The organism is Sphingomonas sp. GW821-FHT10F09 (assembly GCF_058809195.1).
The window spans coordinates 254,493-275,435 of record NZ_JBXASI010000005.1; the positions used below are offsets into that span (position 1 = coordinate 254,493).

Here is a 20,943-nt window from a genome sequence, read left to right on the forward strand (position 1 = left end):
GCCTCATGCGCACGATCGGGTGGATGTCTACGGGGCTGGTCCTGATCGCGCTGGCGGTGGCGGGATGGTGGTATCGCAACGCGCTGGCCGATCCGGTCCAGCGGCGCGCGACGATCGTGTTGCCCGACTGGCCGCGTGGCGCGCAACCGGTTACGATCGCGGCGCTCAGCGATATCCATATCGGCAATGCGACGATGGACGCAGCGCGGTTGACCCGCATCGTCGCGCAGATCAACGCCGCCGGCCCCGATCTGGTGCTGATCGCGGGCGACTATGTCGCGGGCCATGCGGTCGCGGTGGCGCGGGCCGGAGCGCGGGATCTGGTGGGGCCATTGTCGCGCCTGCGTGCACCGCTCGGCGTCGTGGCGGTGCTCGGCAATCACGACCAGTCGGTGCCGCAGGCGATCCGGGAGGGGCTGGAACGGGCAGGGGCCACCGTGCTGGACAACGCGGCCGTACAGCGCGGGCCGCTGGCGATTGGTGGCGTCGGCGATGCGTTCAGCCATCACGACGATCTGCCCGCGACGCTACAGGCAATGGCGCCGCTGCCGGGCGCAAAGGTGATCCTGACGCATTCACCCGACCTGTCGCTGAACGTGCCACCGGGGATCGGTGTACTGTTTGCGGGGCATACGCATTGCGGACAGGGCGTGCTGCCGATCATCGGGGCGCCCCGCGTGTTCTGGCAACCGGGACTGATGTGCGGGCTCGTCCGCCGCGGTGACCTGACGTCGGTAATCGGCGGCGGGCTGGGGACGAGCGGCGTGCCCTTGCGCGTCAACGCACCGCCCGACTTCTGGTTGGTGACGGTCAGGGGGCGGTGAGACCGCCCCTTGCCGTGCCGCGTCAGTCGACCGCGTTTTTGACCGCCTTGCCGGCCACCAGGCTGATGACGAGGAACAGCAGGAACAGCGCGATCGCGATGAAAAACAGGATCTTGGCGATGCCGACGAAGGCGCCGCCGATGCCGCCGAAACCGAGCAGCCCCAGCACGAGGCCGATGACGAGAAAGGTGAGGGCGAGCTTCAGCATGACGAGGGGTCCTTCGTTCGAGTCCAACCTGAACCGAACGAAGGACGCATCGGGTTCCCTCAGCCCTTGCGGCTGGCCTCGAACAGGAACGAGGCGCGTTCCTCGGCCTGGTCGGTCCATTCGTCGACGATGCCGCTGGTGGCATTGTCCTTCGCTTCGTCTGCCGCGTCCTTCACGACGCGGAAGGATTCGACCAGCTTCAGATTGTCCTCGCGCAGTTCCGCCAGCATCGACGCGGCATCGACGAAATCCTTGTCGTTGTCGGCGATCGTCTGGCGGCGGCTGATGTCGCCGATCGAACGCAGCGTGGTGTTCCCGGTCTTGCGGACGCGTTCGGCGATGGCGTCGGTGACTCCGAGGATCTGCGCGGCCTGGTCGTCGAGCATCAGGTGATAGTCGCGGAAATGCGGGCCGGACACGTGCCAGTGGAAGTTCTTGGTCTTGAGATACAGCGCATAGCAATCGGCGAGCGAGGCGTTGAGTGCGTCCGCCACGGTGCGCGTGTTGCTGAGGTCGGTCGGCGTGTTCAGCGCCGGGTTGATGTCTGCCATGGAAAACTCCTGGAAAGGGATCGTTGCGGCAACGATCCGATAGCCGAAATGCTCCACCGCGCACCCGGCATTTTGCCCGACAGTCTGATCGAGCGGCTGGATCAGGCGCCTCAGACCAGCCGGAGCGCGCCGAGGCCGAGCCAGAGCGCGGCGACGACGAACAGGATCGCGATGCCGCGGCGCAGCGCGACGAGCGGCAGTGCGGTCCAGCCCGCCTCCCCCAGGATCGCGGCGGGACCGATCGCCGCCAGCGAACCGAGCGTCGCACCGATCGCGGCGAGCCATGGCAGCTCCGCCCGCGCGGCGAGCGCCAGCACGACGAACTGCACGCCGTCGCCGAAGGCGAGGATGAACAGCCCGGCGAAGCTGGTCGCGGCCGCCCCGATCCGCCAGCGTGCCAGCCGGTCGGGCGCCCTGACCGGGAACAGCGAGCCGCCGCCCTGGAACAGCAGCGCGAGCGCGAGGAACAGCTGTTTCGCCTCCGGCGTCAGCCGCGGGGCGAGCAGCGCGCCCGCGGCGGCGGCGAGCAGCCCGGCGCCGAGCAGGGCGAGCGCGGCCATCGCAATGACGAGGCCGGGCGCACGATAGCGGTCGCTCAGGATCGCGGCGAGCCAGGCGGGCCGGTCGCCCACCTGCGCCAGAGCGGCGGCGACCAGCGCCGCCATCAATGCATCCATGTCAGCCCGCCAGCCGCACCGAACAGGCGGCGGCGAAGGTGTCGCAGGCGCGCACGTCCTGCCGCTCGCACGCCACGGCATCGCCGAGCACCGACAGCCAGCCGTGGACGAGTGCGCCATGTTCGCCGCGCGACAGCGCCGAATCGACGAAATGCGCGACGGTGACGGCGGGGTTGAGCCCGTTGCGGTGCGCGATCAGGCGAATCTGGTTGATGTCGGGCTTCAGGTCGCGGGCGGCGCTATAGGGTGCCTTGATGTCGATGGCGGCGATTCGCGCGGCGAGGTCCGCCCGCACCGATTCCATCAGCGTCATTTCGCGATCGATCACCCGCCCCATCGTCCCGCTCCATCGTTTTCAGGCGCGAACCTGCGCCTACAATGGTAAGAGGGGGGTTAAGAGGCGGTTTGCGGGGGGTGCGCGGTTGACTTGGCGGCGGGTTTCCGCCATGCGCCGCGGCTGATCGAGCGGCGGCGTTGGTGCTGCCGCTCTCCTTGTTTTCAGGATTAGGGCTCATGGCCAAGCCGACTACCGTCAAGATCAAGCTCGTCAGCACTGCCGACACCGGCTTCTTCTACGTCACCAAGAAGAACCCGCGCACCAAGACCGAGAAGCTGAGCTTCAGCAAGTACGATCCGGTCGTGCGCAAGCATGTCGAGTTCAAGGAAACCAAGATCAAGTAAGCCTTCGACGGCGGCACGACCGCCGTCGCTGCTTGCGCGATCGCCGGAAAGCCGCCTGTGCAGGATGCGCCGGCGGCTTTCGCCATGTGGTGTCACGGCCGCTGCTGATGCCGTGTTCGGGCCCGGCTTCGGACACATTGCGTTCATCTTCGGACGTCATAGCGGCGGCTGGCGACCGGACATTCCGGCCGCCCTGTATCGCGTCACTACGGGCCAAGGGCGGTATTCTCGTTCGGAGGATGCCGCCCTTGGTTTGTCCGGCCCGCATCGACCGGCGCGGGGGCCGGATCGCGCCCCCTGCGAATCACACCAGCGCGTTCACCGCATCCATGAACCGCGCAAGGCTGATCGGCTTCGACACATAGGATCGCGCGCCCGCCGCGCGGATGCGCTCCTCATCGTCGCGCCCGGCATAAGCGGTGACCGCCATCACCGGGATGGTGCGCAGCTGTTCGTCCGCCATCAGCTCCAGGATCAGCTCATAGCCGGTGACGTGCGGCATCTGGATGTCCATGATGATGAGGTCGGGAGCGAATTCGCGCGCGAGCGCCACCGCCTCGCGCCCGTCGCGCACCGGCTCGGCAACGAAGCCGTGCGCGCGCAGCAGATCGCAGAACAGCTTCAGATTGAGTTCGTTGTCCTCGACAACGAGCACCCGTTTCGCCACGTGCGTCACCAACCTTTCCAAACCGGAACGATAGCAATGCGCACGCGCGATACAAACCTTCCCGATGCGGACGTGCTCGGATTGCAGGCCCTGGTCTGGACGATCGGAGATCCCGACCGCGCCAGCCGGCTGATCGCGGTCACCGGGCTCGACCCCGACGACCTGCGCGCCCGCGCCGGCGAACCGGCGGTGCTCGCCGCGGTGATCGGCTATCTCGAATCGTACGAGCCCGATCTCGTCGCCTGCACGTCCGCGCTGAACGTTTCCCCGGAGGCGCTGGTCGCCGCCCATGCTGCCCTGGAGGCCCGATGAAGCCGCTGCTGATTTCCGATTGCGATGAAGTGCTGGTCCATATGGTCCGGCACTTCGGTGTCTGGCTGGGCGAGGCGCACGATATCGACTTCACCCCCGACGGGGCCGATTTCGCCAACAGCATGCGCCACCGGACGACCGGGGCGGTGCCGAGCCGCGAGGAGATGTGGGGAATGCTGGGCGGGTTCTTTCCAGAGCAGATGCACCGGCAGACCCTCGTGCCGCACGCTGCCGAAGCGCTGGCGCGGCTCGCCGAGCGGGCGGACATCGTCATCCTCACCAACATCACCGACGCCTGCAAGACCGCGCGGATCGAGCAACTGGCGGCGTTCGGCATCGAACACCGGGTCGAATGCAACCAGGGCGGCAAGGGCGATCCGGTCGCACGGCTGGTCGCGGAGCACGGCGATCCGGTGACGGTGTTCGTCGACGATCTGGCGGTCCATCACGAATCGGTGTCGCGCCACGCCCCCGGCGTCCATCGGCTGCACATGGTGTCCGAACCGACGCTGGCGCCCAATGTCGCACCGGCGGCGCATGCACATGCGCGGATCGACGACTGGCGCGAGGCGGCGGACTGGATCTCGGCGCGCTTCGACGCGGGTCGGCCGGCGGACTGAGCGGCGGCTTTGCGTGTCCGCGCCGATCCGGTAGAGCGCCCGCCATCTCCATAGCCAAGGACAGGCCATGACCACGCATCTCGATCGCCGCCTCGAAGAGCTCGGCCTCACGCTTCCCGAAGCCGCCGCGCCCGTCGCCGCCTACGTGCCGGTGGTCGAGGCCGGGGGCATGCTCCACCTGTCGGGGCAGCTGCCGTTCCGCGACGGCCAGCTCGTCACCGGCCGGCTGGGCGACGGCGTGTCCTTGGAGGACGGGCAGGAGGCCGCCAAGCTGTGCGGGCTGATGATCGTCGCTCAGGTGAAGAAGCACCTCGGCGGCGACCTGTCGCGGGTGAAGCGGATCGTGAAGCTGGGCGTGTTCGTCAATTCGCACGGCGACTTCACCGACCAGCCCAAGGTCGCCAACGGCGCGTCGGAGCTGATGGTCGCGCTGTTCGGCGATGCCGGCAAGCATGCACGCAGCGCGGTCGGCGTGCCGGTGCTGCCGCTGGGTGCGGCGGTCGAGGTCGACGCGATCATCGAACTCGCCTGAACGATCGGCGGAGGGGGACGCATCCGCCCCCTCCGCAACCGGCATCGCAGCGCCTATATCGGCGGTGATGACCTCTCCGACCGTTGCCGCCCGCCTCGTCGATGGCGTCCGCGCCGTTCCCGCCGACCAGTGGGACGCCTGCGCGGGCACCGCCAATCCGTTCGTCAGCCATGCCTTTCTCTCCGCGCTCGAGGAGTCCGGCAGCACCGGTGGCCGGTCGGGGTGGCAGCCGATCCCGATCGTGGTCGACGATGCGGACGGCGTCCCGATCGGCATCGCGCCGGCCTATGCCAAGAGCCACAGCCAGGGCGAATATGTCTTCGACCATGCCTGGGCGGATGCGTGGGAGCGGGCGGGCGGCGCATATTATCCCAAGCTGCAGGTCGCCGCGCCGTTCAGCCCCGTGCCCGGCCCGCGGCTGCTGTTGCGCGATCCCGACGCCGCACCGGCGCTGATCGCGGCGCTGGAGGCGGTGACCGACCGCCACGGCCTGTCGTCGGCGCATGCGACCTTCGTCGCGCCCGATCAGGTCGCGCTGTTCGAACAGGCGAGCTGGCTGGTGCGCGAGGGGACGCAATTTCACTGGGCGAACGACGGTTACGCGGGGTTCGACGATTTCCTGGCGGCGCTCGCCAGCCGCAAGCGCAAGGCGATCCGCAAGGAGCGCGAGGCGGCGGTCGCGGGGCTGACGATCCGCCACCTGACCGGGGCGGAGATCCGGTCGGAGCATTGGGACGCGTTCTGGACCTTTTATCAGGACACCGGCAGCCGCAAATGGGGGCAGCCCTATCTGACGCGCGCCTTCTTCCCGCTGCTGGGCGAGCGGATGGGGGATCGCGTGCTGCTGATCCTGGCGGAGCGGGACGGCCATCCGATCGCGGGCGCGCTCAACCTGATCGGCGCGGAGACGCTGTACGGTCGCTATTGGGGCTGCACCGAGGAGGTGCCGTTCCTCCATTTCGAACTCTGTTATTATCAGGCGATCGACGCCGCGATCGCGCGCGGGCTGAAGACTGTGGAGGCCGGCGCGCAGGGCGAGCACAAGCTGGCGCGCGGCTATGTGCCGGTGCCGACCTGGTCAGCGCATTACATCCCCGATGCGGGGTTTCGGCGTGCGGTCGGCGACTTCCTGATCCGCGAGCGCGCCGCGGTCGAGCACGAGCACGCCTGCCTCAGCGAACTCGCGCCGTTCAGGAAGGGCGGGGCATGACCGGGCGCCGGCGCGGCGGCAGCAGCGCCGGGTCGAGCACCACCGCAGCGGGCGTGCGGTCGTCGATCCGGTAGAGGACGTCGCGGCCGCTGCGCCAGATCGGCGTCAGGCCGGTGAGGAACTCCGGCTCGACCGGGGCGGGATTGATGAGCCAGACATAGTCGAACGCCTGCCGCGGCAGGAAGGCAAGCGAGACCTTGAGCGGGCGCCACCATTCGCCGCGGCAGCGCCGGTCGGTGACCAGCTGCGACGGATCGTGCGCGAAGCGGCCGGCGGGCGTGTAGCGCACCGTCAGCAGCTGCCCGCCCGCCATCGACCATTGATCGTTGGCATAAGCGAGGCGGCGATCGAGCGCGATGCCCGCGGCATGCTCCAGCCGGGTCGAGCCCCAGTCGTCGCGGCACGACCGGCCGACCATCGTCAGCAATCGCGCGCCCTGCGGCACATGGTCGAGCGCGGCGAGCGTCCGGTCGTAATTCTTCGCGTAGAGCCAGTAGCTTACCGTCGTGCCCGCCAGCCGCACCCCGAAGAAGGCGAGGCCGAGCGCCGCCAGCGTCGCCGCGCCGCGGAACGACAGGCCGCGGCGCGGCCGCAGCGCGATCAGCGCGATGGCGAGCGCGAACGGCGCCAGCCGCATGTCGGCATAGGCCGATCCGAAGACGATGCGCGGCAGCAGCACGAAGATCGCGCTGAGGAACAGCGCCGACAGCAGCAGGTTGCGCGAATATTCGATCCGCTCGTCGCGCACGCCCTTCAGCAGGATGACGAACAACACCGTCACCGAGGCAAGGTCGAACGCCATCCAGCGATCGCGCAGGACCATGATGACCCAGCCGACCTTGGCGCGCCAGTTGAACCAGTCCATCGTCTTGCCGGTGACATGGTCGCCCGAGCGCCACAGCACCATCATCGCGAACGGCAGCGCCAGCGGCAGGCAGCCGATCCCGGCCCGCACCCAGCTCTCCAGCCAGTGGCCGCCCCAACCCGTCTTGTCCGGCTGATCCTTGCGCAGGTCGTGCTGGCGGATCATCTCGGCCGAGAAGGCGAGGATGCCGAGCACGCCCCAGCCGAAGGTGTGGCAGACCCACAAGGCGCAGGACAGCGGCACGAACAGGATTGCACGCAGCCGCACCGCGCCGAGCCGCCCCATCCGCAGCCAGAGCGCGAACAGGTTGAGCGCCAGCGCCATCGACAGCGCGAAATTGACGAAGCCGAACTGAAAGGGATAGCCATAGGCCAGCGGCAGCGCGAACAGGGCGGTGGCGGGGATGCGGCCATGCACCTCGCGCGCGATCCACAGCAGCCCCGACACGGTCAGCGCGGGGATCGCCATGACGATCAGCTTGACCGCCAGCTCCAGCCCGAAGATCGGCGCGAGCGGTTCGACCAGCAGGTCGATGCCGAGGTTGCCGATCATCGACCAGCGGAAATCATACCATTCCGCCAGCCACGGATAGGCCGGGCCGTCGATCTGGACGCGGTAGCGCCCGATATGGCCGGGCAGGTCGACCAGCGGCGGGATCGCCGGATACAGCAACGGGATCACCGTGGCGATCACCACCGCCACGACGAACCACCGCGTTTGCCACCAGTGCAGCTTATGCCCCTGCATCCGACCGCCTTAAGGCGTGGGGACCGCCCCCGACAAGCGTTGTCGCGCAAAGATCGTCGTTCCGTCCGTCGCAACGCTCCGCCGCGCAAAGCCGGGCAGGCCGCGACCGCGGGTCAGCGCCGCCGCGGCGCTGGCCGGATCGGCGGCTCCGGGCAGGCCGGTGCAGGCCATGACATAGTCGACGTGGAACGCCGCGGCGATCCGCACCGCCTGCGCCGGCGGGACGGCATAGAAGCGATAGGCGGCGAGGGTGCCGGCGGTGTTGCGGTGATAGGGCGCGGCGAGCACGCGGTGGCGGGTCGCGGCGAGCGCCCATGCACCGGCGTCGACCGGCGCCATCACTGTGCCGGGCGGCAGCGTCGCGAGCGCGGCCATCGCCGAGCTTCCACCTCCCCCAAGGGATCAGGCGTCGCGGCGGCCGAGCAGGCGCAGGCGCAGCGCGTTGAGCTTGATGAATCCGGCGGCGTCGCGCTGGTCGTAGGCGCCCTGGTCGTCCTCGAACGTCACCACCTTCTCGGCATAGAGCGAATTCGGGGACTTGCGGCCGACGATATAGACGCCGCCCTTGTACAGCTTCAGCCGGACGGTGCCGCTGACCTTCGCCTGGCTGTGGTCGATCGCGGCCTGCAGCATCTCGCGTTCGGGCGAGAACCAGAAGCCGTTGTAGATCAGCTCGGCATAGCGCGGCGCGAGTTCGTCCTTGAGGTGCGCGGCGCCGCGGTCGAGCGTGATCTGCTCGATGCCGCGATGCGCGAGGTGATAGATGGTGCCGCCCGGCGTTTCGTACATGCCGCGGCTCTTCATGCCGACGAAGCGATTCTCGACGAGGTCGAGGCGGCCGATGCCGTGGCGGCGGCCGAGGTCGTTGAGTTTGGTCAGCAGCGTCGCCGGGCTGGTCGCCTCGCCGTTCAGCGCGACGCCGTCGCCGCGTTCGAAATCGATCGTGATATATTCGGGCGTATCGGGCGCGTCCTCCGGATTGACGGTGCGCGAATAGACATAGTCCGGCACCTCATCCCACGGATTTTCGAGCACCTTGCCCTCGGACGAGGTGTGCAGCAGGTTCGCGTCGGTCGAGAAGGGCGATTCGCCGCGCTTGTCCTTGGCGACCGGGATCTGGTGCTGTTCGGCGAATTCGATCAGCCGGGTGCGGCTGGTCAGGTCCCATTCGCGCCACGGCGCGATCACCTTGATGTCGGGCGCCAGCGCGTAATAGCCGAGTTCGAAGCGGACCTGGTCGTTGCCCTTGCCGGTCGCGCCGTGGCTGACCGCGTCGGCATTGACCATGCGTGCGATCTCGATCTGGCGCTTGGCGATCAGCGGGCGCGCGATCGACGTGCCGAGCAGGTACAGCCCCTCGTACAGCGCGTTCGAGCGCATCATCGGGAAGACGTAGTCGCGCACGAATTCCTCGCGCAGGTCGTCGATGAAGATGTGCTCGGGTTTGACGCCGGCCATCTGCGCCTTCTGGCGGGCGGGCTCCAGCTCCTCGCCCTGGCCGAGATCGGCGGTGAAGGTGACGACCTCGCACTGGTAGGTCTGTTGCAGCCATTTCAGGATCACGCTCGTATCCAGCCCACCCGAATAGGCGAGAACGACACGGTTGATCTGATCGGTCACGGCAGCATCCTTGATCGTGAGGAGATGGCCGCGCCCCTAGGCGCCTGCGTCCGCCGGCGCAACGTCTGCGTTCACCGGGGGTTTAGCGCCGACCGGCTAGGCCGGCCCGAATCCCCTTTCTTCCGGAGACGTCATGTTCCGTCCGCTGTTCGCCGCTCTGCCCCTGATGCCCGTCCTGATGCTGGCTGCCGCCCCGGTGTCGGCGGCGGACAAGGTCGATCCCAAGATCCGGGCGGAGTTCGACAAGACCGATGCCAACAAGGACGGCGTGCTGACCCGGGCCGAGATCGACGCGCGCGTCGCGCGGATGGATGTCGGCAAGGCCAAGATGCCGCCGGGCAAGGCCAAGGCGATCAGCGGCGCCTGGTTCAACACCGCCGACGCGAACCACGACGGCAAGGTGACGCCGATCGAGATGCAGGGCCTCTTCCGCGCGCTCGCTTCGCGCTACGACACCAACCATGACGGCGTCGTCAGCCTCGACGAACGCGCCGCCGCGCGCGCCGCGGTCGTCGGCCCGGCGGCGGGACCGACGGGGCGCTGACGCGTCCGCATTCGCGGCGAAGGCCGGGGTACAGTCGCGGAGCGATCATGACGGCGGGCATCGTTTCGTTACCGTGCGTTCCGTAACTGGGCTCCGGCTTTCGCCGGGAAACAGGCTGCGCTGCTATTGGAACGTCGCACTGTCGAGGCCGAGCGGGCCCTTAGCCGGCGTTTCCATCCCTAGGCGCGGGGCCTTTAACGACGCGAACCATCTCGTTCCCCGGCGTAGGCGGGGCCCAGTTGCGGAACGGTCATGACGACGGGCATCGCTCCGTTATCAAGCCTTTCGCAACTGGGCCCGGCCTTCGCCGGGGAATGGGCGTGCGTGGTTACTTCAACGTCGGGCTGTCGAGGTTGAGCTGGCTTTCGGTCAGCGTTTCCGTGCCCGGGCGGGCGGCCTTCAGCGGGGCGATGAACTGCTTCGCGTCGCCGACCACCGCGACGCTCGCCGCCTGCGGATCGAGCAGCGCCGCCGCCGCTGACTGTACCGATGCCGGGGTGACGCCCTCGACCTTCGCGGTGTAGCGTTGCAGCTCGTCCAGCGTCACGCCGTCGAGGACGTATTCGCCGAGGATGCCGGCGATGCCGCCGGTGGTCTCCACCGTCCGCCCGAAGCTGCCGACCAGCACCGCCTTGCGCGTGGCAAGTTCCGCCTCCGGCACCGGCGCGGTGCCGAGTCGCGCCATTTCGGCGGTCATCAGCGTCACCACCTCTGCCGCGGTCTGGTTCTTGGTCTGCGTCCGCGCGGCGATGCTGCCGATCTCGCGGGCCGCATCGACGCCGCTCGACGCGCCATAAGCGAGGCCGCGCTTGATGCGGATTTCCTGGTTGAGCCGCGACGAGAAGCCGCCGCCGAGCACGGTATTGGCGACCGAGAACGGATAGTAACGCGCATCCGACCGTGCGATCGCCGGCCGTTCGACGACCACGCCTGCCTGGCCTGCGCCGGGCATGTCGACGACGATCGTGCGCGGGGCGGGCAACGCGGTGGCGGTCGCCGCCGCCATGGGCGCGGCACCGGCGGCGCGCCAGCCGCCCAGCTGCGCCTCGGCGAGCGTCTTCGCCTGCGCCGGCGTGACGTCGCCGACCAGGATCAGCGCGGCCTGATCCGGACGCCATGTGCGCGCATAGGCGGCGGTAACGTCGGCACGGGTGATCGCCTTGAGCGAGGCGGGCGTGCCGCTGCCCGGCGCGCCGAACGCGGCGCCGCCGAACGCCGCGCGATCGGCGACCATCGCGGCGAGCTGCGCCGGGTTCTTCAGCGCGACCGTCACCGAATCGACCTGCTGCGCCCGCGCGCGGTCCAGTTCGTCCGCGGCGAAGGCGGGGTGCGTCGCGACGTCGGCGAGGATCGTCATCGCCGGCGCCAGCTGGTCCGACTTCACCGTCACCTCGACCGAACCGCCGCCATAGGCCGCGCCGCTGCCGATCGATCCGCCGAGGCTTTCGATCTCGCGCGCGATCTGCGTGGCGGAGCGCGTGGCGGTCCCCTTGGTCATCAGCGTCGCGGCGAGGCTGCTGACGCCCGAGCGGTTCGCCGGGTCGAGCGCCTGCCCGCCTGTCGACACCAGATAGGCGGTGGCGATCGGCAGGTCGTGGCGCTCGACGGTGATGACGCGCAGGCCATTGGCGAGGCGCGTCTCCACCGGCTGCGGCAGGTTCGCCTTGATCGGTGCGGCCGGCGCGGGGGGCTGGATACGCTGGCCCTCGGGCGCGGGCGTGACGATCGCGATGGTCGCGGGCGCGCGCAGCGGCGTGGTCTGCACGGTGGTCGCGACTGCGATCGTGTCGCCGGTCTTGCCGGCCGGTTTGGCGGTGTCGGGCAAATAGCGGATCGTCGCCGACTGGTTCTCGCCCAGATACCGGCGGGCGACGCGCTGCACGTCGGCGGCGGTCACCTGTGCGATCGCCGCAAGCTGGCGGTCGGCGGCGCGGGGATCGCCGTCGATGATGACCGAGCTGGCGAGGATGCGCGCCTTGCCCTCGGCCGTCTCGCGGCTCTTGATCGCGGCGGTCAGGATCTCGTTCTTCGCCTCCGCCAGCTCGGCGGCGGTCACCGGCGCATCGCGGAAACGGGCGATCTCGCGCTTCAGCGCCGCCTCGCCCTGGTCGACGGTCTTGCCGCCGGCAAGGATCGCATAGGCGATCAGATTGCCCGTCCCCTGCTTGCTGTCGAGGAACGACGAGGCGTCCTGCGCCAGCTGGTCGCGATAGACGAGGCTTTCGTACAGCCGGCTGCTCTCGCCGGTCGACAGAATCGTCTGGAGCACGTTGAGCGCGGGAATGTCCGCCTCGCGGTCGGCGGGGACGTGCCAGCTCATCAGCACCGCGGGGAGCGGCGTGTTGGGTTCGTAGACGGTGTAGCTCACCTTTTTGGTACGCGGCGGCTCCTTGACGGTGACGCGCGGGATCGCGGTGGCCGGCCGCGCGATCCGGGAGAAATACTGGTCGATCCAGGCATCGAGCTGCCCGGCGTCGAAATTGCCCGACACGACGAGGATCGCATTGTCCGGCCGGTAATAGGTCGCGTGGAAGCCGCGGACGTCGTCGATCGAGGCCGCCTCGAGATTCTCGATGCTGCCGATCGTCGAGCGCGCATAGGGGTGCGTGGTATAGGCGGCGGCGGACAGATAGGTGGAGAACAGCTTGCCATAGGGCTGGGCGAGCGTGCTCTGGCGCAATTCCTCCTTCACCACGTCGCGCTCGGAGGCGAAGCTCTTCGGCTCGACGACCAGGCTCGCCATCCGGTCCGCCTCGGCGAACAGCAGCCGTTGCAGGTGGTTGGCGGGAACGACCTCGAAATAATTGGTGTAATCGTCGTTGGTCGAGGCGTTGTTATAGCCGCCGACGTCCTCGGTCAGGCGATCCATCTGTTCGCTGACGAGGTTGCGCGTCGCCTTGAACATCAGATGTTCGAACATGTGCGCGAAGCCCGACCGGCCCTGCGGATCGTCCTTCGACCCGACGTCGTACCAGACCTGCACCGCGACGTTCGGCGTCGTCGTGTCGCGCAGCGCATAGACGCGCAGGCCGTTCGCCAGCGTGCGTTCGGTATAGGCGATCGGCTTGACCGCGGCTGCCGTGGGCGTGGTCGTCTGCGCGACGGCGGGCAGGGGCAGCAGCGCGGCCCCGAGCAACAGGGCGGCACGAACGAGGCGCATGGATCGAAGGCTCCGGCTCAGCGGGAAGGATGCCCGTAGTTGAACCGGAGTGGCGCGGTGGTGTCAATGCGGGGGCGTGGGGGGCTGGGTTCGTAAGGGTGGAGCGGGGTTCACGCGAAGCCGCGACGCCGCGAAGAGAAGGAGGGGCGCGCGCGGAGACGCGGAGACGCGGAGGTGTGGCGTTCGCCGCCGCAGGCTCGATCCATTCTCGGGCCCTCCGCGGGGACTACGGTAGCGACGAGATGGCGGCTGCGCCGCACGCCTGACCCCCTCCGCGTCTCCGCGTCTCCGCGTGAACCCGCCTTCTTCGCGCCTTCGCGCCGAACCCCGCGCCCGTCAGTCCTTCTTCTTGCCCGAATTGGCGAACAGCACCGCCGCCGCCACCGCGGCCGATCCGATGCCGACGCCGATGATGCGCATCGGCCAGTGATTTCGGTTCACCTTGCTGCGCGCCTTGGCGGCGGCGTCCTGCTGCGCCTTGGCGGCGGCGGCGGCTTCGAGGATTTCGTTGGGCTGGTCTGACATGCTCACTCTCCCTTGCCCCGGTGATAGCGTGCGCGGAACGCATCGGCGAACGGGGTCAACTCTCCCGCTGCAATGGCCCCGCGCAGGTCAGCCATCAAGGCTTCGTAGAACCGGATATTGTGTTCTGTCATCAGCATCGCGCCGAGGATCTCGCCGGCGCGGACGAGGTGGTGGATATAGGCGCGGCTCCACGTCGCGCACACCGGACAGTCGCAGGCGGGGTCGAGCGGCCCCTGGTCCTCGCCGAACTTCGCGTTGCGCAGGTTGATCGGGCCGCTGCGCGTGAACGCCTGCCCGGTACGCCCCGACCGCGTCGGCATGACGCAGTCGAACATGTCGATGCCGCGCTCGACCGCGCCGACGATGTCGTCGGGCTTGCCGACGCCCATCAGATAGCGGGGCTTGTCGGCAGGCAGCTGCGCGGGCGCGAAGTCGAGGCAGCCGAACATCGCCTCCTGCCCCTCGCCGACCGCGAGGCCGCCGACCGCATAGCCGTCGAAGCCGATGTGGATCAGCGCATCCGCCGACGCCTTGCGGAACCCTTCGTCGAGCGCACCCTGCTGGATGCCGAAGATCGCGTTGTTGGCGCCATGCGCGCCGCCGGCGTCGAAGGCGTCGCGCGACCGCTTCGCCCAGCGCATCGACCGTTCCATCGCCGCCGCCTGCACCTCGCGGGTCGAGGTGGTCGGCACCAGCTCGTCGAACGCCATCACGATGTTGGAGCCGAGCAGCCGCTGGATCTCGATCGAGCGTTCCGGGCTGAGCAGGTGGCGGGTGCCGTCGAGGTGCGACTTGAACGACACGCCCTCTTCCGATCGCTTGGTCAGGTCGGCGAGGCTCATCACCTGATAGCCGCCCGAATCGGTCAGGATCGGCCGGTCCCAGCCCATGAAGGCGTGCAGCCCGCCGAGCCGTGCGACGCGCTCGGCACCGGGGCGCAGCATCAGGTGATAGGTGTTGCCGAGGATGATGTCCGCGCCGCTCGCCGCGACGTCGGCGGGCTTCATCGCCTTGACCGTGGCGGCGGTGCCGACCGGCATGAAGGCGGGGGTGCGAATCGTGCCGCGCTGCATCTGGATGGTGCCGGTGCGGGCGCGGCCGTCGGTGGCGGCGATGGTGAAGGCGAAACGGGGGGGCATGATCCCGAGCGCTTTGGCGAAGCCGGCGCGCGGTGTCGAGCGTCGGCTGACGCCGCGGGCGTCAGCGCTTGCCGCGCGGCCCCATCTGCCGGCCGGCCATCGCGCGGATGGTCAACAGCTCCTTGCGGCTGAGGCTGCCGTCCCTGTCCACGTCGAGCCGCGCGAAGATGCGCGCGAACGCGGCCTGCAGTTCGGGCAGCGTGATGCGGTTGTCGCCGTCGGCGTCGACCTCGAACGGACTCGGCAGTGCATTGCGGTCGCCCAGCCAGCGCTCCGCCCAGTCGGCGAAGGCGATATAGCCGATCGACCCGCCGTTGCCGGCGTCGATCGCGGCGAAGCTGCGGCGCAGGCCCGCCTCCATCTCGGCGCGGCTGGTCCGTCCGTCGCCATCCGCATCGAAGCCCGCGATCGCCATGCCGACCGGCTCGACGACGAAGGTCGCGGGCGGCTGGCCCGGCCCGACCGGCAGCGCGGGCGCGGCCGGCACGGCGGCTTGCAGGAGGAGGGCGAGCAACATGCTCACGACGATGGCAGCAACAGCGAGGCATCGCCATAGCTGTAGAAGCGATAGCCGTCGGCGATCGCATGCGCATAGGCGGCCTGCATCCGTTCTCTTCCCATCAGCGCCGATACCAGCATGAACAGCGTCGATTTGGGCAGGTGGAAGTTGGTCAGCAGCCCGTCGATGCCGTGGAAGGCGTAGCCCGGCGTGATGAAGATCGCGGTGTCGCCCGCGAACGGGCGGATGATGCGGTCGGCGCCGGTGGCGCTCTCGATCAGGCGGAGCGAGGTGGTGCCGACCGCGATCACGCGGCCGCCATTGGCGCGCACCGCGTTGAGGCGGTCGGCGGTGGCGGCGTCGATGCGGCCCCATTCGGCGTGCATGCGATGATCGGCGGTGTCCTCCGCCTTGACCGGCAGGAAGGTGCCGGCGCCGACGTGCAGCGTCAGCGTCTCGTGCGCGATGCCCTGCGCCGCCAGCGCGGCGATCAGTTCGGGGGTGAAATGCAGCGCCGCGGTGGGCGCGGCGACGGCGCCGGGCTCGGCGGCGAACATCGTCTGGTAATCTGCCGCATCCTGCGCGTCGGTCGGGCGCCTCGCGGCGATATAGGGCGGCAGCGGCATGCGCCCGGCGCGATCGAGCAGCAGCTCGACCGGCTCGTCGCCGGCGAAGTCGAGCGCGAAGCTGCCGTCTTCCGCCCGGTCGGAGGCGGTGGCGGCGACGTCCCGGCCGAAATCGATCCGGTCGCCGTCGCGCAGCCGCTTGGCGTTGCGGATGAAGGCGCGCCAGCGGCGCGGCCCCTCGCGCTTGTGCAGCGTCGCGCCGATCGTCGCCTCGCCCCGACGGCCCTCGAGCTGCGCGGGGATGACGCGGGTGTCGTTGAAGACGAGGCAGTCGCCGGCGCGCAGCTGGCCGGGCAGGTCGCGCACGATCGCGTCGTGCGTCGCCGCCCCGTCGAGGACGAGCAGGCGCGCGGCGTCGCGCGGCACCGCCGGCCGCAGCGCGATACGCTCCGGCGGCAGGACGAAATCGAAGAGGTCGACCTTCACTTGGGCTGGGCGGGCGCCTTGGCGGCCGGCGCGCGCTTGGGCACGGCCTTGCCCGCCGGACGGTTGCTGCCCGGCAGCGTCACCGGCGCACCGAGCGTCACCGGCGCGGGCGCGACGGCGGGGGTGTAGGGCGGGGGATTGTCGGCGGCGATATAGGCGCGGATCACCTTGGTCGGGTCGACCGGCGGCTCGCCACGCTGGATCGCGTCGACATATTGCATGCCGTCGATCACCCGGCCGAACACCGTATATTTCTTGTCGAGGCTGAGCCGCGGCTGGAAGACGATGAAGAACTGGCTGTTGGCGCTGTTCTCGTCGTCGGCGCGCGCCGCGGACACCGCACCGCGGACGTGCGGCAGGTAATTGAACTCGGCGTTGACGTTGGGCATCGTCGAACCGCCGGTGCCGTCGCCCTTGGGGTCGCCGCCCTGCGCCATGAAGCCGTCGATGACGCGGTGGAAGGGCAGGCCGTTATAGAAACCCTGACGGGTCAGCGTCTTGATCCGCTCGACCATCTTGGGCGCGACGTCGGGGCGCAGCCAGATCGTCACCCGGCCACCGTCCGACAGGTCGAGCAGCCACAGGTTCTCCTTGTCGGTGGTCAGCGGCGGCGTCGCCCGGTTCGCATAGCCGCCCTCGGTCTGGGCCGATGCGGACGCGGCCAGCGCAGGGACGGTGAACAGGCACAGCAGGAGCGCGAACAAACGGGCGAACGGACGCATGGAATTCCCAACCTAGGTGATGCCGGGCGGCTTAGAGCAAATCGCAGGTTGCACCAAACTGAACATCGTGGCGGCAATGCGGCGGGATCGCCGGGGAGCGTGCGGTAAGGCACGAAAGCGCCCCGCACGCGTCCCGTAACGCCGGACCCGTTCCGGGGTGACGGGGGTATTCGGGGGGGCGACGTGAGCCGTACGCAGCGCGATCCCGCGTTCAGCTGCCCTTGCGACCGATCACCGCGACCCGGGCGACGACCTCCTCGCACACGGCGGGCGTCACGAACTTGCCGATCGGCCCGCCGAACAGCGCGATTTCCTTGACCAGCCGGCTGGCGATCGGTTGCAGCGCGACGTCGGCCATCAGGAACACCGTCTCGACGCGCGGGTTGATCTGCTGGTTCATGCCGGCCATCTGATATTCGTATTCGAAGTCGGCGACCGCGCGCAGGCCGCGGATGATGACCTTCGCGCCCTCGCGCTCGGCGAAGTCCATCAGCAGCGAATCGAACGCCACGACCTCGATCCGGCCCGGCACGTCCGCCACCTCGCGGCGGACGATCGCCATCCGCTCCTCGATCGTGAACATCGGCGATTTGGACGGATTGGTCGTCACCCCGATCACCAGCCGGTCGACCAGTTTGGCGCCGCGGCGGATGATGTCCATGTGCCCCAGCGTCACGGGGTCGAAGGTGCCGGGATAGACGCCGATCCGCTCGCTCATGTCGTTCCCCTCAATGGTCCCGTTCGACCACGTAGCGCGCGACGGCGCGCAACACGTCCGCCTCCGGCCCGTAGGCATGGAGATGCTGCACCGCCTGGTCGACGAGCATGCGGCATTGTTCGCGGGCGCGCTCGATGCCGAGCAGCGACAGGAACGTCTCCTTGCCCGCGCCCTCGTCCTTGCGCAGCTTCTTGCCCGCCACCGCCTCGTCGCCTTCGGCGTCGAGCAGGTCGTCGGCGATCTGGAAGGCGAGGCCGAGGTCGTGCGCATAGCCGCGCAGCCCCGTCCGCCCCTCCGGCGGGATGCGGCCGAGGATCGCGCCCATCTCGACCGACACCGAGATCAGCGCGCCGGTCTTCATCTGCTGCAACCGGGTGACGGTGGCGAGGTCGAACGTCATGCGCTCGGCGACGAGGTCCATCATCTGCCCGCCCGCCATGCCACCGGGGCCCGAGGCGCGGGCGAGTTCCATCACCAGCTCGGCACGGACGAAGGGATCGGGATGCGTATCGGGATCGGCGAGCACCTCGAACGCCAGCGCGTGCAGGCAGTCGCCCGCCAGGATCGCGGTCGCCTCGTCATAGGCCTTGTGCACCGTCGGCTTGCCGCGGCGCAGGTCGTCGTCGTCCATCGCCGGCAGGTCGTCGTGGATCAGCGAATAGACGTGGATCGCCTCCACCGCGGTCGCGACCTCGCCCGAGCAGTCGCGCGCCACGCCGAACAAATCGGCGGTGGCGCACAGCAGCAGCGGACGCAGCCGCTTGCCGCCGCCGATCGCGGCATGGCGCATCGCGCGGTACAGATCGGCGCGGGGATCGTCGGGAACGTGCAGCAGGCGGTCGAACCGCGCATCGATGTCTGCCGACACCGCCGCCATCGCATCGCCCAGCCCGGCGTATGGCCCTGCCTGCATCGAATCAGGCCGCGGCAAAGGGGCGGGTGCCGGCGGCCTTGCCCTCGGCATCGAGGCGGATCGCCTCGATCCGGGCCTGCGCGGCGTCGAGCCGCTCGGCGCACCGCTGGCGCAGGCGGTCGCCGCGCTCGTACAGCTGGATCGATTCGTCCAGCGTCGCCTCGCCGCTTTCCAGCCGGCCGACGATGCGTTCCAGTTCCTTCAGGGCGTCCTCGAACGACAGGCTCTCGATGGGATTATCCATGGTGCGTGCTATGCGGCAGGGGCGGGGCGGGTGCAAGAACCGGGATCGCCCCGGTTTCCTCGCGCGTTGGGCCGATATGTTCACCAGCATCAATCCCGCGACCGGTGCCGCCGGCGCCGGCATCCCCGAACTCACCGCCGCCGAACTGGAGGAGAAGGTCGCGCGTGCCGCTTCCGCCTATGCCGCCTGGCGCACGACCTCCCTGGCAGAACGCACCGCGCTGCTCGAACGGATCGCCGAACGGTTCGAGGCGAACGCCCGCGAACTGGCGGAAATCGCGACGCGCGAGATGGGCAAGACGCTGGCCTCCGCGATCGCGGAGGTGCAGAAATGTGCCGCCGCCTTCCGTCACTATGCGCAGGAAGGCCCGGCGATGCTGGCCCCGGCGACGTTCGAGACGCCGTCGGGCACCGCCACCGCGCGCTGGCATCCGCTGGGGCCGGTGCTGGCGGTGATGCCGTGGAACTTCCCCTTCTGGCAGGTCGTGCGCTTCGCCGCGCCGACGATCCTCGCCGGCAACGTCGGGCTGCTCAAGCACGCCTCGCTGACGCAGGGGTGCGGGGACGCGATCGAGCGGATGATCGTCGCCGCCGGTGCGCCGGCGGGGCTGTTCCAGAACCTCGCGATCAGGAGCGACAAGGTCGATGCGCTGATCGCCGACCTGCGCATCGTCGCGGTGACGCTGACCGGCAGCGAGGGCGCGGGGATCAAGGTCGCCGAAGCCGCCGGCCGCAACCTCAAGAAGGTGGTGCTGGAGCTTGGCGGGTCGGACCCGTTCATCGTCATGCCCTCCGCCGATCTCGACGCGGCCGTGAAACAGGCGGTTACCGCGCGGGTGCAGAACACCGGCCAGTCGTGCATCTGCGCCAAGCGGATGATCGTCCATGCCGATATCTACGACGCCTTCCTCGACCGATTCTCTGCGGCGATGCGCGCGGTCACGGCGGGCGACCCGATGGACGCCGCCACCGACATGGGGCCGCTGTCGAGCGAGGAACAGCGCCGCACCACGCTCGACCAGCTCGACGCGATCCAGCGCGCCGGCGGCCGGCTGCTGTTCGGCGGCGAGGCGCTGCCGGGAAAGGGCGCCTATATGTCGGCGGGCGTGTTGGTCGACGTGCCGATCGACCATCCCGCCGCGCAGGAAGAGTTGTTCGGCCCGGTCGCGATGGTGTTCCGCGCCGCCGATATCGACGCCGCGATCGCGCTGGCCAACGACGTGCCCTTCGGGCTGGGATCGTCGGTCTGGACCAACGATCCGGACGAGCGCGCCCGGTTCGAGCGCGATATCGAGGCGGGGATGATTGCGGTGAACGCGATGCTCGCGTCCAGCCCCGGCGCGCCCTTCGGCGGCATCAAGCGCTCGGGCCACGGCCGCGAACTCGGGCCGTACGGCCTGCACGAATTCATGAACCTCAAGACGGTGTTCGGCTGACGGGGCGATGTCTCTCCGATGCAGGCGCGGCGTCGGACGGATGAGGTCGCGCAGAGGCGCGGAGAACGCAGAGGGGACACGATCGCCGCACCGCCGATCCCCCATCACATCGGGGCGATGAAATGGCGACGCCGCCCTACGCGCAACATCTCTGCGTCCTCCGCGCCTCTGCGCGAAATCCCCTTTTCCTGCCTGACCCGAAGGGAGAGCGTCCGTCCGAACACCGAGTATCCGTCGCCCTCGACCGGTCAGGTGCGGCGCGCGGTCCAGGTGTAGAGTATTGAGATCCCGACCAGCCCCAGGTCGATCGCCGCCTGTACGCGGTGCGGTCGCGGGTCGCCGATATCGTGGGTCAGCAGGCTGATGTTCGGCGTGGGATGGCGCGCGGCGACGATGGCCAGTCCGGCCAGCGCGGCGATTGCCAGTTTCCGACGCTGCATCATTGCCTTGTCCCCTCCCGAGGCCCCGCCGATAGCAG

General features: G+C 69.3%; 26 protein-coding genes. 8 read left to right on the top strand and 18 right to left on the bottom strand.

The window, feature by feature from the left end; translation table 11 throughout:
* Positions 1 to 23: 23 nt before the first annotated feature.
* The gene (locus tag AC1RTO_RS16200) at positions 24 to 824 is read left to right on the top strand and encodes a metallophosphoesterase (RefSeq protein WP_493161826.1); all 801 of its coding nucleotides are present in this window, start codon (positions 24 to 26) and stop codon (positions 822 to 824) included.
* Between the two features lie 22 nt (positions 825 to 846).
* Here the strand turns inward: AC1RTO_RS16200 and AC1RTO_RS16205 are convergent, their stop codons facing one another.
* The 4 genes from AC1RTO_RS16205 to AC1RTO_RS16220 all read right to left on the bottom strand — a co-directional run bounded on the left by AC1RTO_RS16205 (position 847) and on the right by AC1RTO_RS16220 (position 2,597).
* Positions 847 to 1,032, bottom strand: a complete 186-nt coding sequence (locus AC1RTO_RS16205; RefSeq protein ID WP_293873700.1) for a DUF1328 family protein — start codon at positions 1,030 to 1,032, stop codon at positions 847 to 849.
* A gap of 59 nt (positions 1,033 to 1,091) precedes the next feature.
* Positions 1,092 to 1,583 (bottom strand): Dps family protein, encoded by a 492-nt coding sequence (locus AC1RTO_RS16210; protein WP_493161827.1) that lies wholly within the window; start codon positions 1,581 to 1,583, stop codon positions 1,092 to 1,094.
* 110 nt (positions 1,584 to 1,693) lie between these two features.
* Complete coding sequence (locus tag AC1RTO_RS16215; RefSeq protein WP_493161828.1) at positions 1,694 to 2,260, bottom strand: TMEM165/GDT1 family protein; 567 nt, start codon at positions 2,258 to 2,260, stop codon at positions 1,694 to 1,696.
* A gap of 1 nt (position 2,261) precedes the next feature.
* Positions 2,262 to 2,597, bottom strand: coding sequence for a hypothetical protein (locus AC1RTO_RS16220; protein WP_493161829.1), 336 nt, complete (start codon positions 2,595 to 2,597; stop codon positions 2,262 to 2,264).
* 176 nt (positions 2,598 to 2,773) lie between these two features.
* Between AC1RTO_RS16220 and rpmG the strand changes: the two genes are divergently transcribed.
* Positions 2,774 to 2,941 carry a 50S ribosomal protein L33 gene (gene rpmG, locus AC1RTO_RS16225; RefSeq protein WP_254289072.1) on the top strand — a complete coding sequence of 56 codons (168 nt, stop codon included), beginning with the start codon at positions 2,774 to 2,776 and terminating at the stop codon, positions 2,939 to 2,941.
* A 304-nt stretch (positions 2,942 to 3,245) separates the two neighbouring features.
* Here the strand turns inward: rpmG and AC1RTO_RS16230 are convergent, their stop codons facing one another.
* Positions 3,246 to 3,608: a response regulator gene (locus tag AC1RTO_RS16230; protein WP_493161830.1), complete on the bottom strand. Its 363-nt coding sequence runs from the start codon at positions 3,606 to 3,608 to the stop codon at positions 3,246 to 3,248.
* Positions 3,609 to 3,644: 36 nt separating this feature from the next.
* Between AC1RTO_RS16230 and AC1RTO_RS16235 the strand changes: the two genes are divergently transcribed.
* The 4 genes from AC1RTO_RS16235 (at position 3,645) to AC1RTO_RS16250 (ending at position 6,282) form a co-directional block, all read left to right on the top strand.
* Positions 3,645 to 3,920, top strand: a complete 276-nt coding sequence (locus AC1RTO_RS16235) for a DUF3572 domain-containing protein (protein WP_493161831.1) — start codon at positions 3,645 to 3,647, stop codon at positions 3,918 to 3,920.
* Positions 3,917 to 4,540 carry an HAD family hydrolase gene (locus AC1RTO_RS16240; RefSeq protein WP_493161832.1) on the top strand — a complete coding sequence of 208 codons (624 nt, stop codon included), beginning with the start codon at positions 3,917 to 3,919 and terminating at the stop codon, positions 4,538 to 4,540. The genes AC1RTO_RS16235 and AC1RTO_RS16240 overlap by 4 nt, the downstream gene beginning before the upstream one ends.
* 67 nt (positions 4,541 to 4,607) lie before the next feature.
* The gene (locus AC1RTO_RS16245; protein WP_493161833.1) at positions 4,608 to 5,072 is read left to right on the top strand and encodes a RidA family protein; all 465 of its coding nucleotides are present in this window, start codon (positions 4,608 to 4,610) and stop codon (positions 5,070 to 5,072) included.
* Between the two features lie 67 nt (positions 5,073 to 5,139).
* Positions 5,140 to 6,282, top strand: a complete 1,143-nt coding sequence (locus AC1RTO_RS16250; protein WP_493161834.1) for a GNAT family N-acetyltransferase — start codon at positions 5,140 to 5,142, stop codon at positions 6,280 to 6,282.
* Here the strand turns inward: AC1RTO_RS16250 and AC1RTO_RS16255 are convergent.
* Genes AC1RTO_RS16255 through AC1RTO_RS16265 form a run of 3 tightly spaced genes read right to left on the bottom strand, consistent with a single transcriptional unit; the run spans position 6,263 to position 9,514 of the window.
* The gene (locus tag AC1RTO_RS16255; protein ID WP_493161835.1) at positions 6,263 to 7,894 is read right to left on the bottom strand and encodes a hypothetical protein; all 1,632 of its coding nucleotides are present in this window, start codon (positions 7,892 to 7,894) and stop codon (positions 6,263 to 6,265) included. The two genes, AC1RTO_RS16250 and AC1RTO_RS16255, sit on opposite strands and share 20 nt — an antisense overlap.
* Before the next feature lie 9 nt (positions 7,895 to 7,903).
* A complete protein-coding gene (locus AC1RTO_RS16260; RefSeq protein ID WP_493161836.1) occupies positions 7,904 to 8,269 on the bottom strand; it encodes a hypothetical protein in 366 nt (121 codons plus the stop codon).
* 27 nt (positions 8,270 to 8,296) lie between these two features.
* Positions 8,297 to 9,514 (bottom strand): argininosuccinate synthase, encoded by a 1,218-nt coding sequence (locus AC1RTO_RS16265; protein WP_493161837.1) that lies wholly within the window; start codon positions 9,512 to 9,514, stop codon positions 8,297 to 8,299.
* A 133-nt stretch (positions 9,515 to 9,647) separates the two neighbouring features.
* Between AC1RTO_RS16265 and AC1RTO_RS16270 the strand changes: the two genes are divergently transcribed.
* Positions 9,648 to 10,058: an EF-hand domain-containing protein gene (locus tag AC1RTO_RS16270; protein WP_493161838.1), complete on the top strand. Its 411-nt coding sequence runs from the start codon at positions 9,648 to 9,650 to the stop codon at positions 10,056 to 10,058.
* Between the two features lie 328 nt (positions 10,059 to 10,386).
* Here the strand turns inward: AC1RTO_RS16270 and AC1RTO_RS16275 are convergent, their stop codons facing one another.
* The 9 genes from AC1RTO_RS16275 to AC1RTO_RS16315 all read right to left on the bottom strand — a co-directional run bounded on the left by AC1RTO_RS16275 (position 10,387) and on the right by AC1RTO_RS16315 (position 19,030).
* The gene (locus AC1RTO_RS16275; protein WP_493161839.1) at positions 10,387 to 13,218 is read right to left on the bottom strand and encodes a M16 family metallopeptidase; all 2,832 of its coding nucleotides are present in this window, start codon (positions 13,216 to 13,218) and stop codon (positions 10,387 to 10,389) included.
* 336 nt (positions 13,219 to 13,554) lie between these two features.
* Positions 13,555 to 13,743 (bottom strand): hypothetical protein, encoded by a 189-nt coding sequence (locus AC1RTO_RS16280; RefSeq protein ID WP_493161840.1) that lies wholly within the window; start codon positions 13,741 to 13,743, stop codon positions 13,555 to 13,557.
* A gap of 2 nt (positions 13,744 to 13,745) precedes the next feature.
* Positions 13,746 to 14,882, bottom strand: coding sequence for a tRNA guanosine(34) transglycosylase Tgt (gene tgt / locus AC1RTO_RS16285; protein WP_493161841.1), 1,137 nt, complete (start codon positions 14,880 to 14,882; stop codon positions 13,746 to 13,748).
* A gap of 61 nt (positions 14,883 to 14,943) precedes the next feature.
* On the bottom strand, positions 14,944 to 15,399 hold the full coding sequence (locus AC1RTO_RS16290; RefSeq protein WP_493161842.1) for an EF-hand domain-containing protein: 456 nt from the start codon (positions 15,397 to 15,399) through the stop codon (positions 14,944 to 14,946).
* 2 nt (positions 15,400 to 15,401) lie between these two features.
* Positions 15,402 to 16,433 carry a tRNA preQ1(34) S-adenosylmethionine ribosyltransferase-isomerase QueA gene (gene queA / locus AC1RTO_RS16295; RefSeq protein WP_493161843.1) on the bottom strand — a complete coding sequence of 344 codons (1,032 nt, stop codon included), beginning with the start codon at positions 16,431 to 16,433 and terminating at the stop codon, positions 15,402 to 15,404.
* Positions 16,430 to 17,155 (bottom strand): peptidylprolyl isomerase, encoded by a 726-nt coding sequence (locus tag AC1RTO_RS16300; protein ID WP_493161844.1) that lies wholly within the window; start codon positions 17,153 to 17,155, stop codon positions 16,430 to 16,432. The genes queA and AC1RTO_RS16300 overlap by 4 nt, the downstream gene beginning before the upstream one ends.
* Before the next feature lie 211 nt (positions 17,156 to 17,366).
* Entirely contained in the window at positions 17,367 to 17,873 is a 507-nt protein-coding gene (gene coaD, locus AC1RTO_RS16305) for a pantetheine-phosphate adenylyltransferase (protein ID WP_293873727.1), read from the bottom strand.
* A 10-nt stretch (positions 17,874 to 17,883) separates the two neighbouring features.
* Entirely contained in the window at positions 17,884 to 18,786 is a 903-nt protein-coding gene (locus AC1RTO_RS16310) for a polyprenyl synthetase family protein (protein WP_493161845.1), read from the bottom strand.
* 4 nt (positions 18,787 to 18,790) lie between these two features.
* The gene (locus AC1RTO_RS16315) at positions 18,791 to 19,030 is read right to left on the bottom strand and encodes an exodeoxyribonuclease VII small subunit (RefSeq protein WP_293873731.1); all 240 of its coding nucleotides are present in this window, start codon (positions 19,028 to 19,030) and stop codon (positions 18,791 to 18,793) included.
* Between the two features lie 76 nt (positions 19,031 to 19,106).
* Between AC1RTO_RS16315 and AC1RTO_RS16320 the strand changes: the two genes are divergently transcribed.
* Entirely contained in the window at positions 19,107 to 20,465 is a 1,359-nt protein-coding gene (locus tag AC1RTO_RS16320) for an NAD-dependent succinate-semialdehyde dehydrogenase (RefSeq protein WP_493161875.1), read from the top strand.
* 248 nt (positions 20,466 to 20,713) lie between these two features.
* Here the strand turns inward: AC1RTO_RS16320 and AC1RTO_RS16325 are convergent, their stop codons facing one another.
* Positions 20,714 to 20,908, bottom strand: a complete 195-nt coding sequence (locus AC1RTO_RS16325) for a hypothetical protein (protein ID WP_493161846.1) — start codon at positions 20,906 to 20,908, stop codon at positions 20,714 to 20,716.
* Between the last annotated feature and the right edge of the window lie 35 nt (positions 20,909 to 20,943).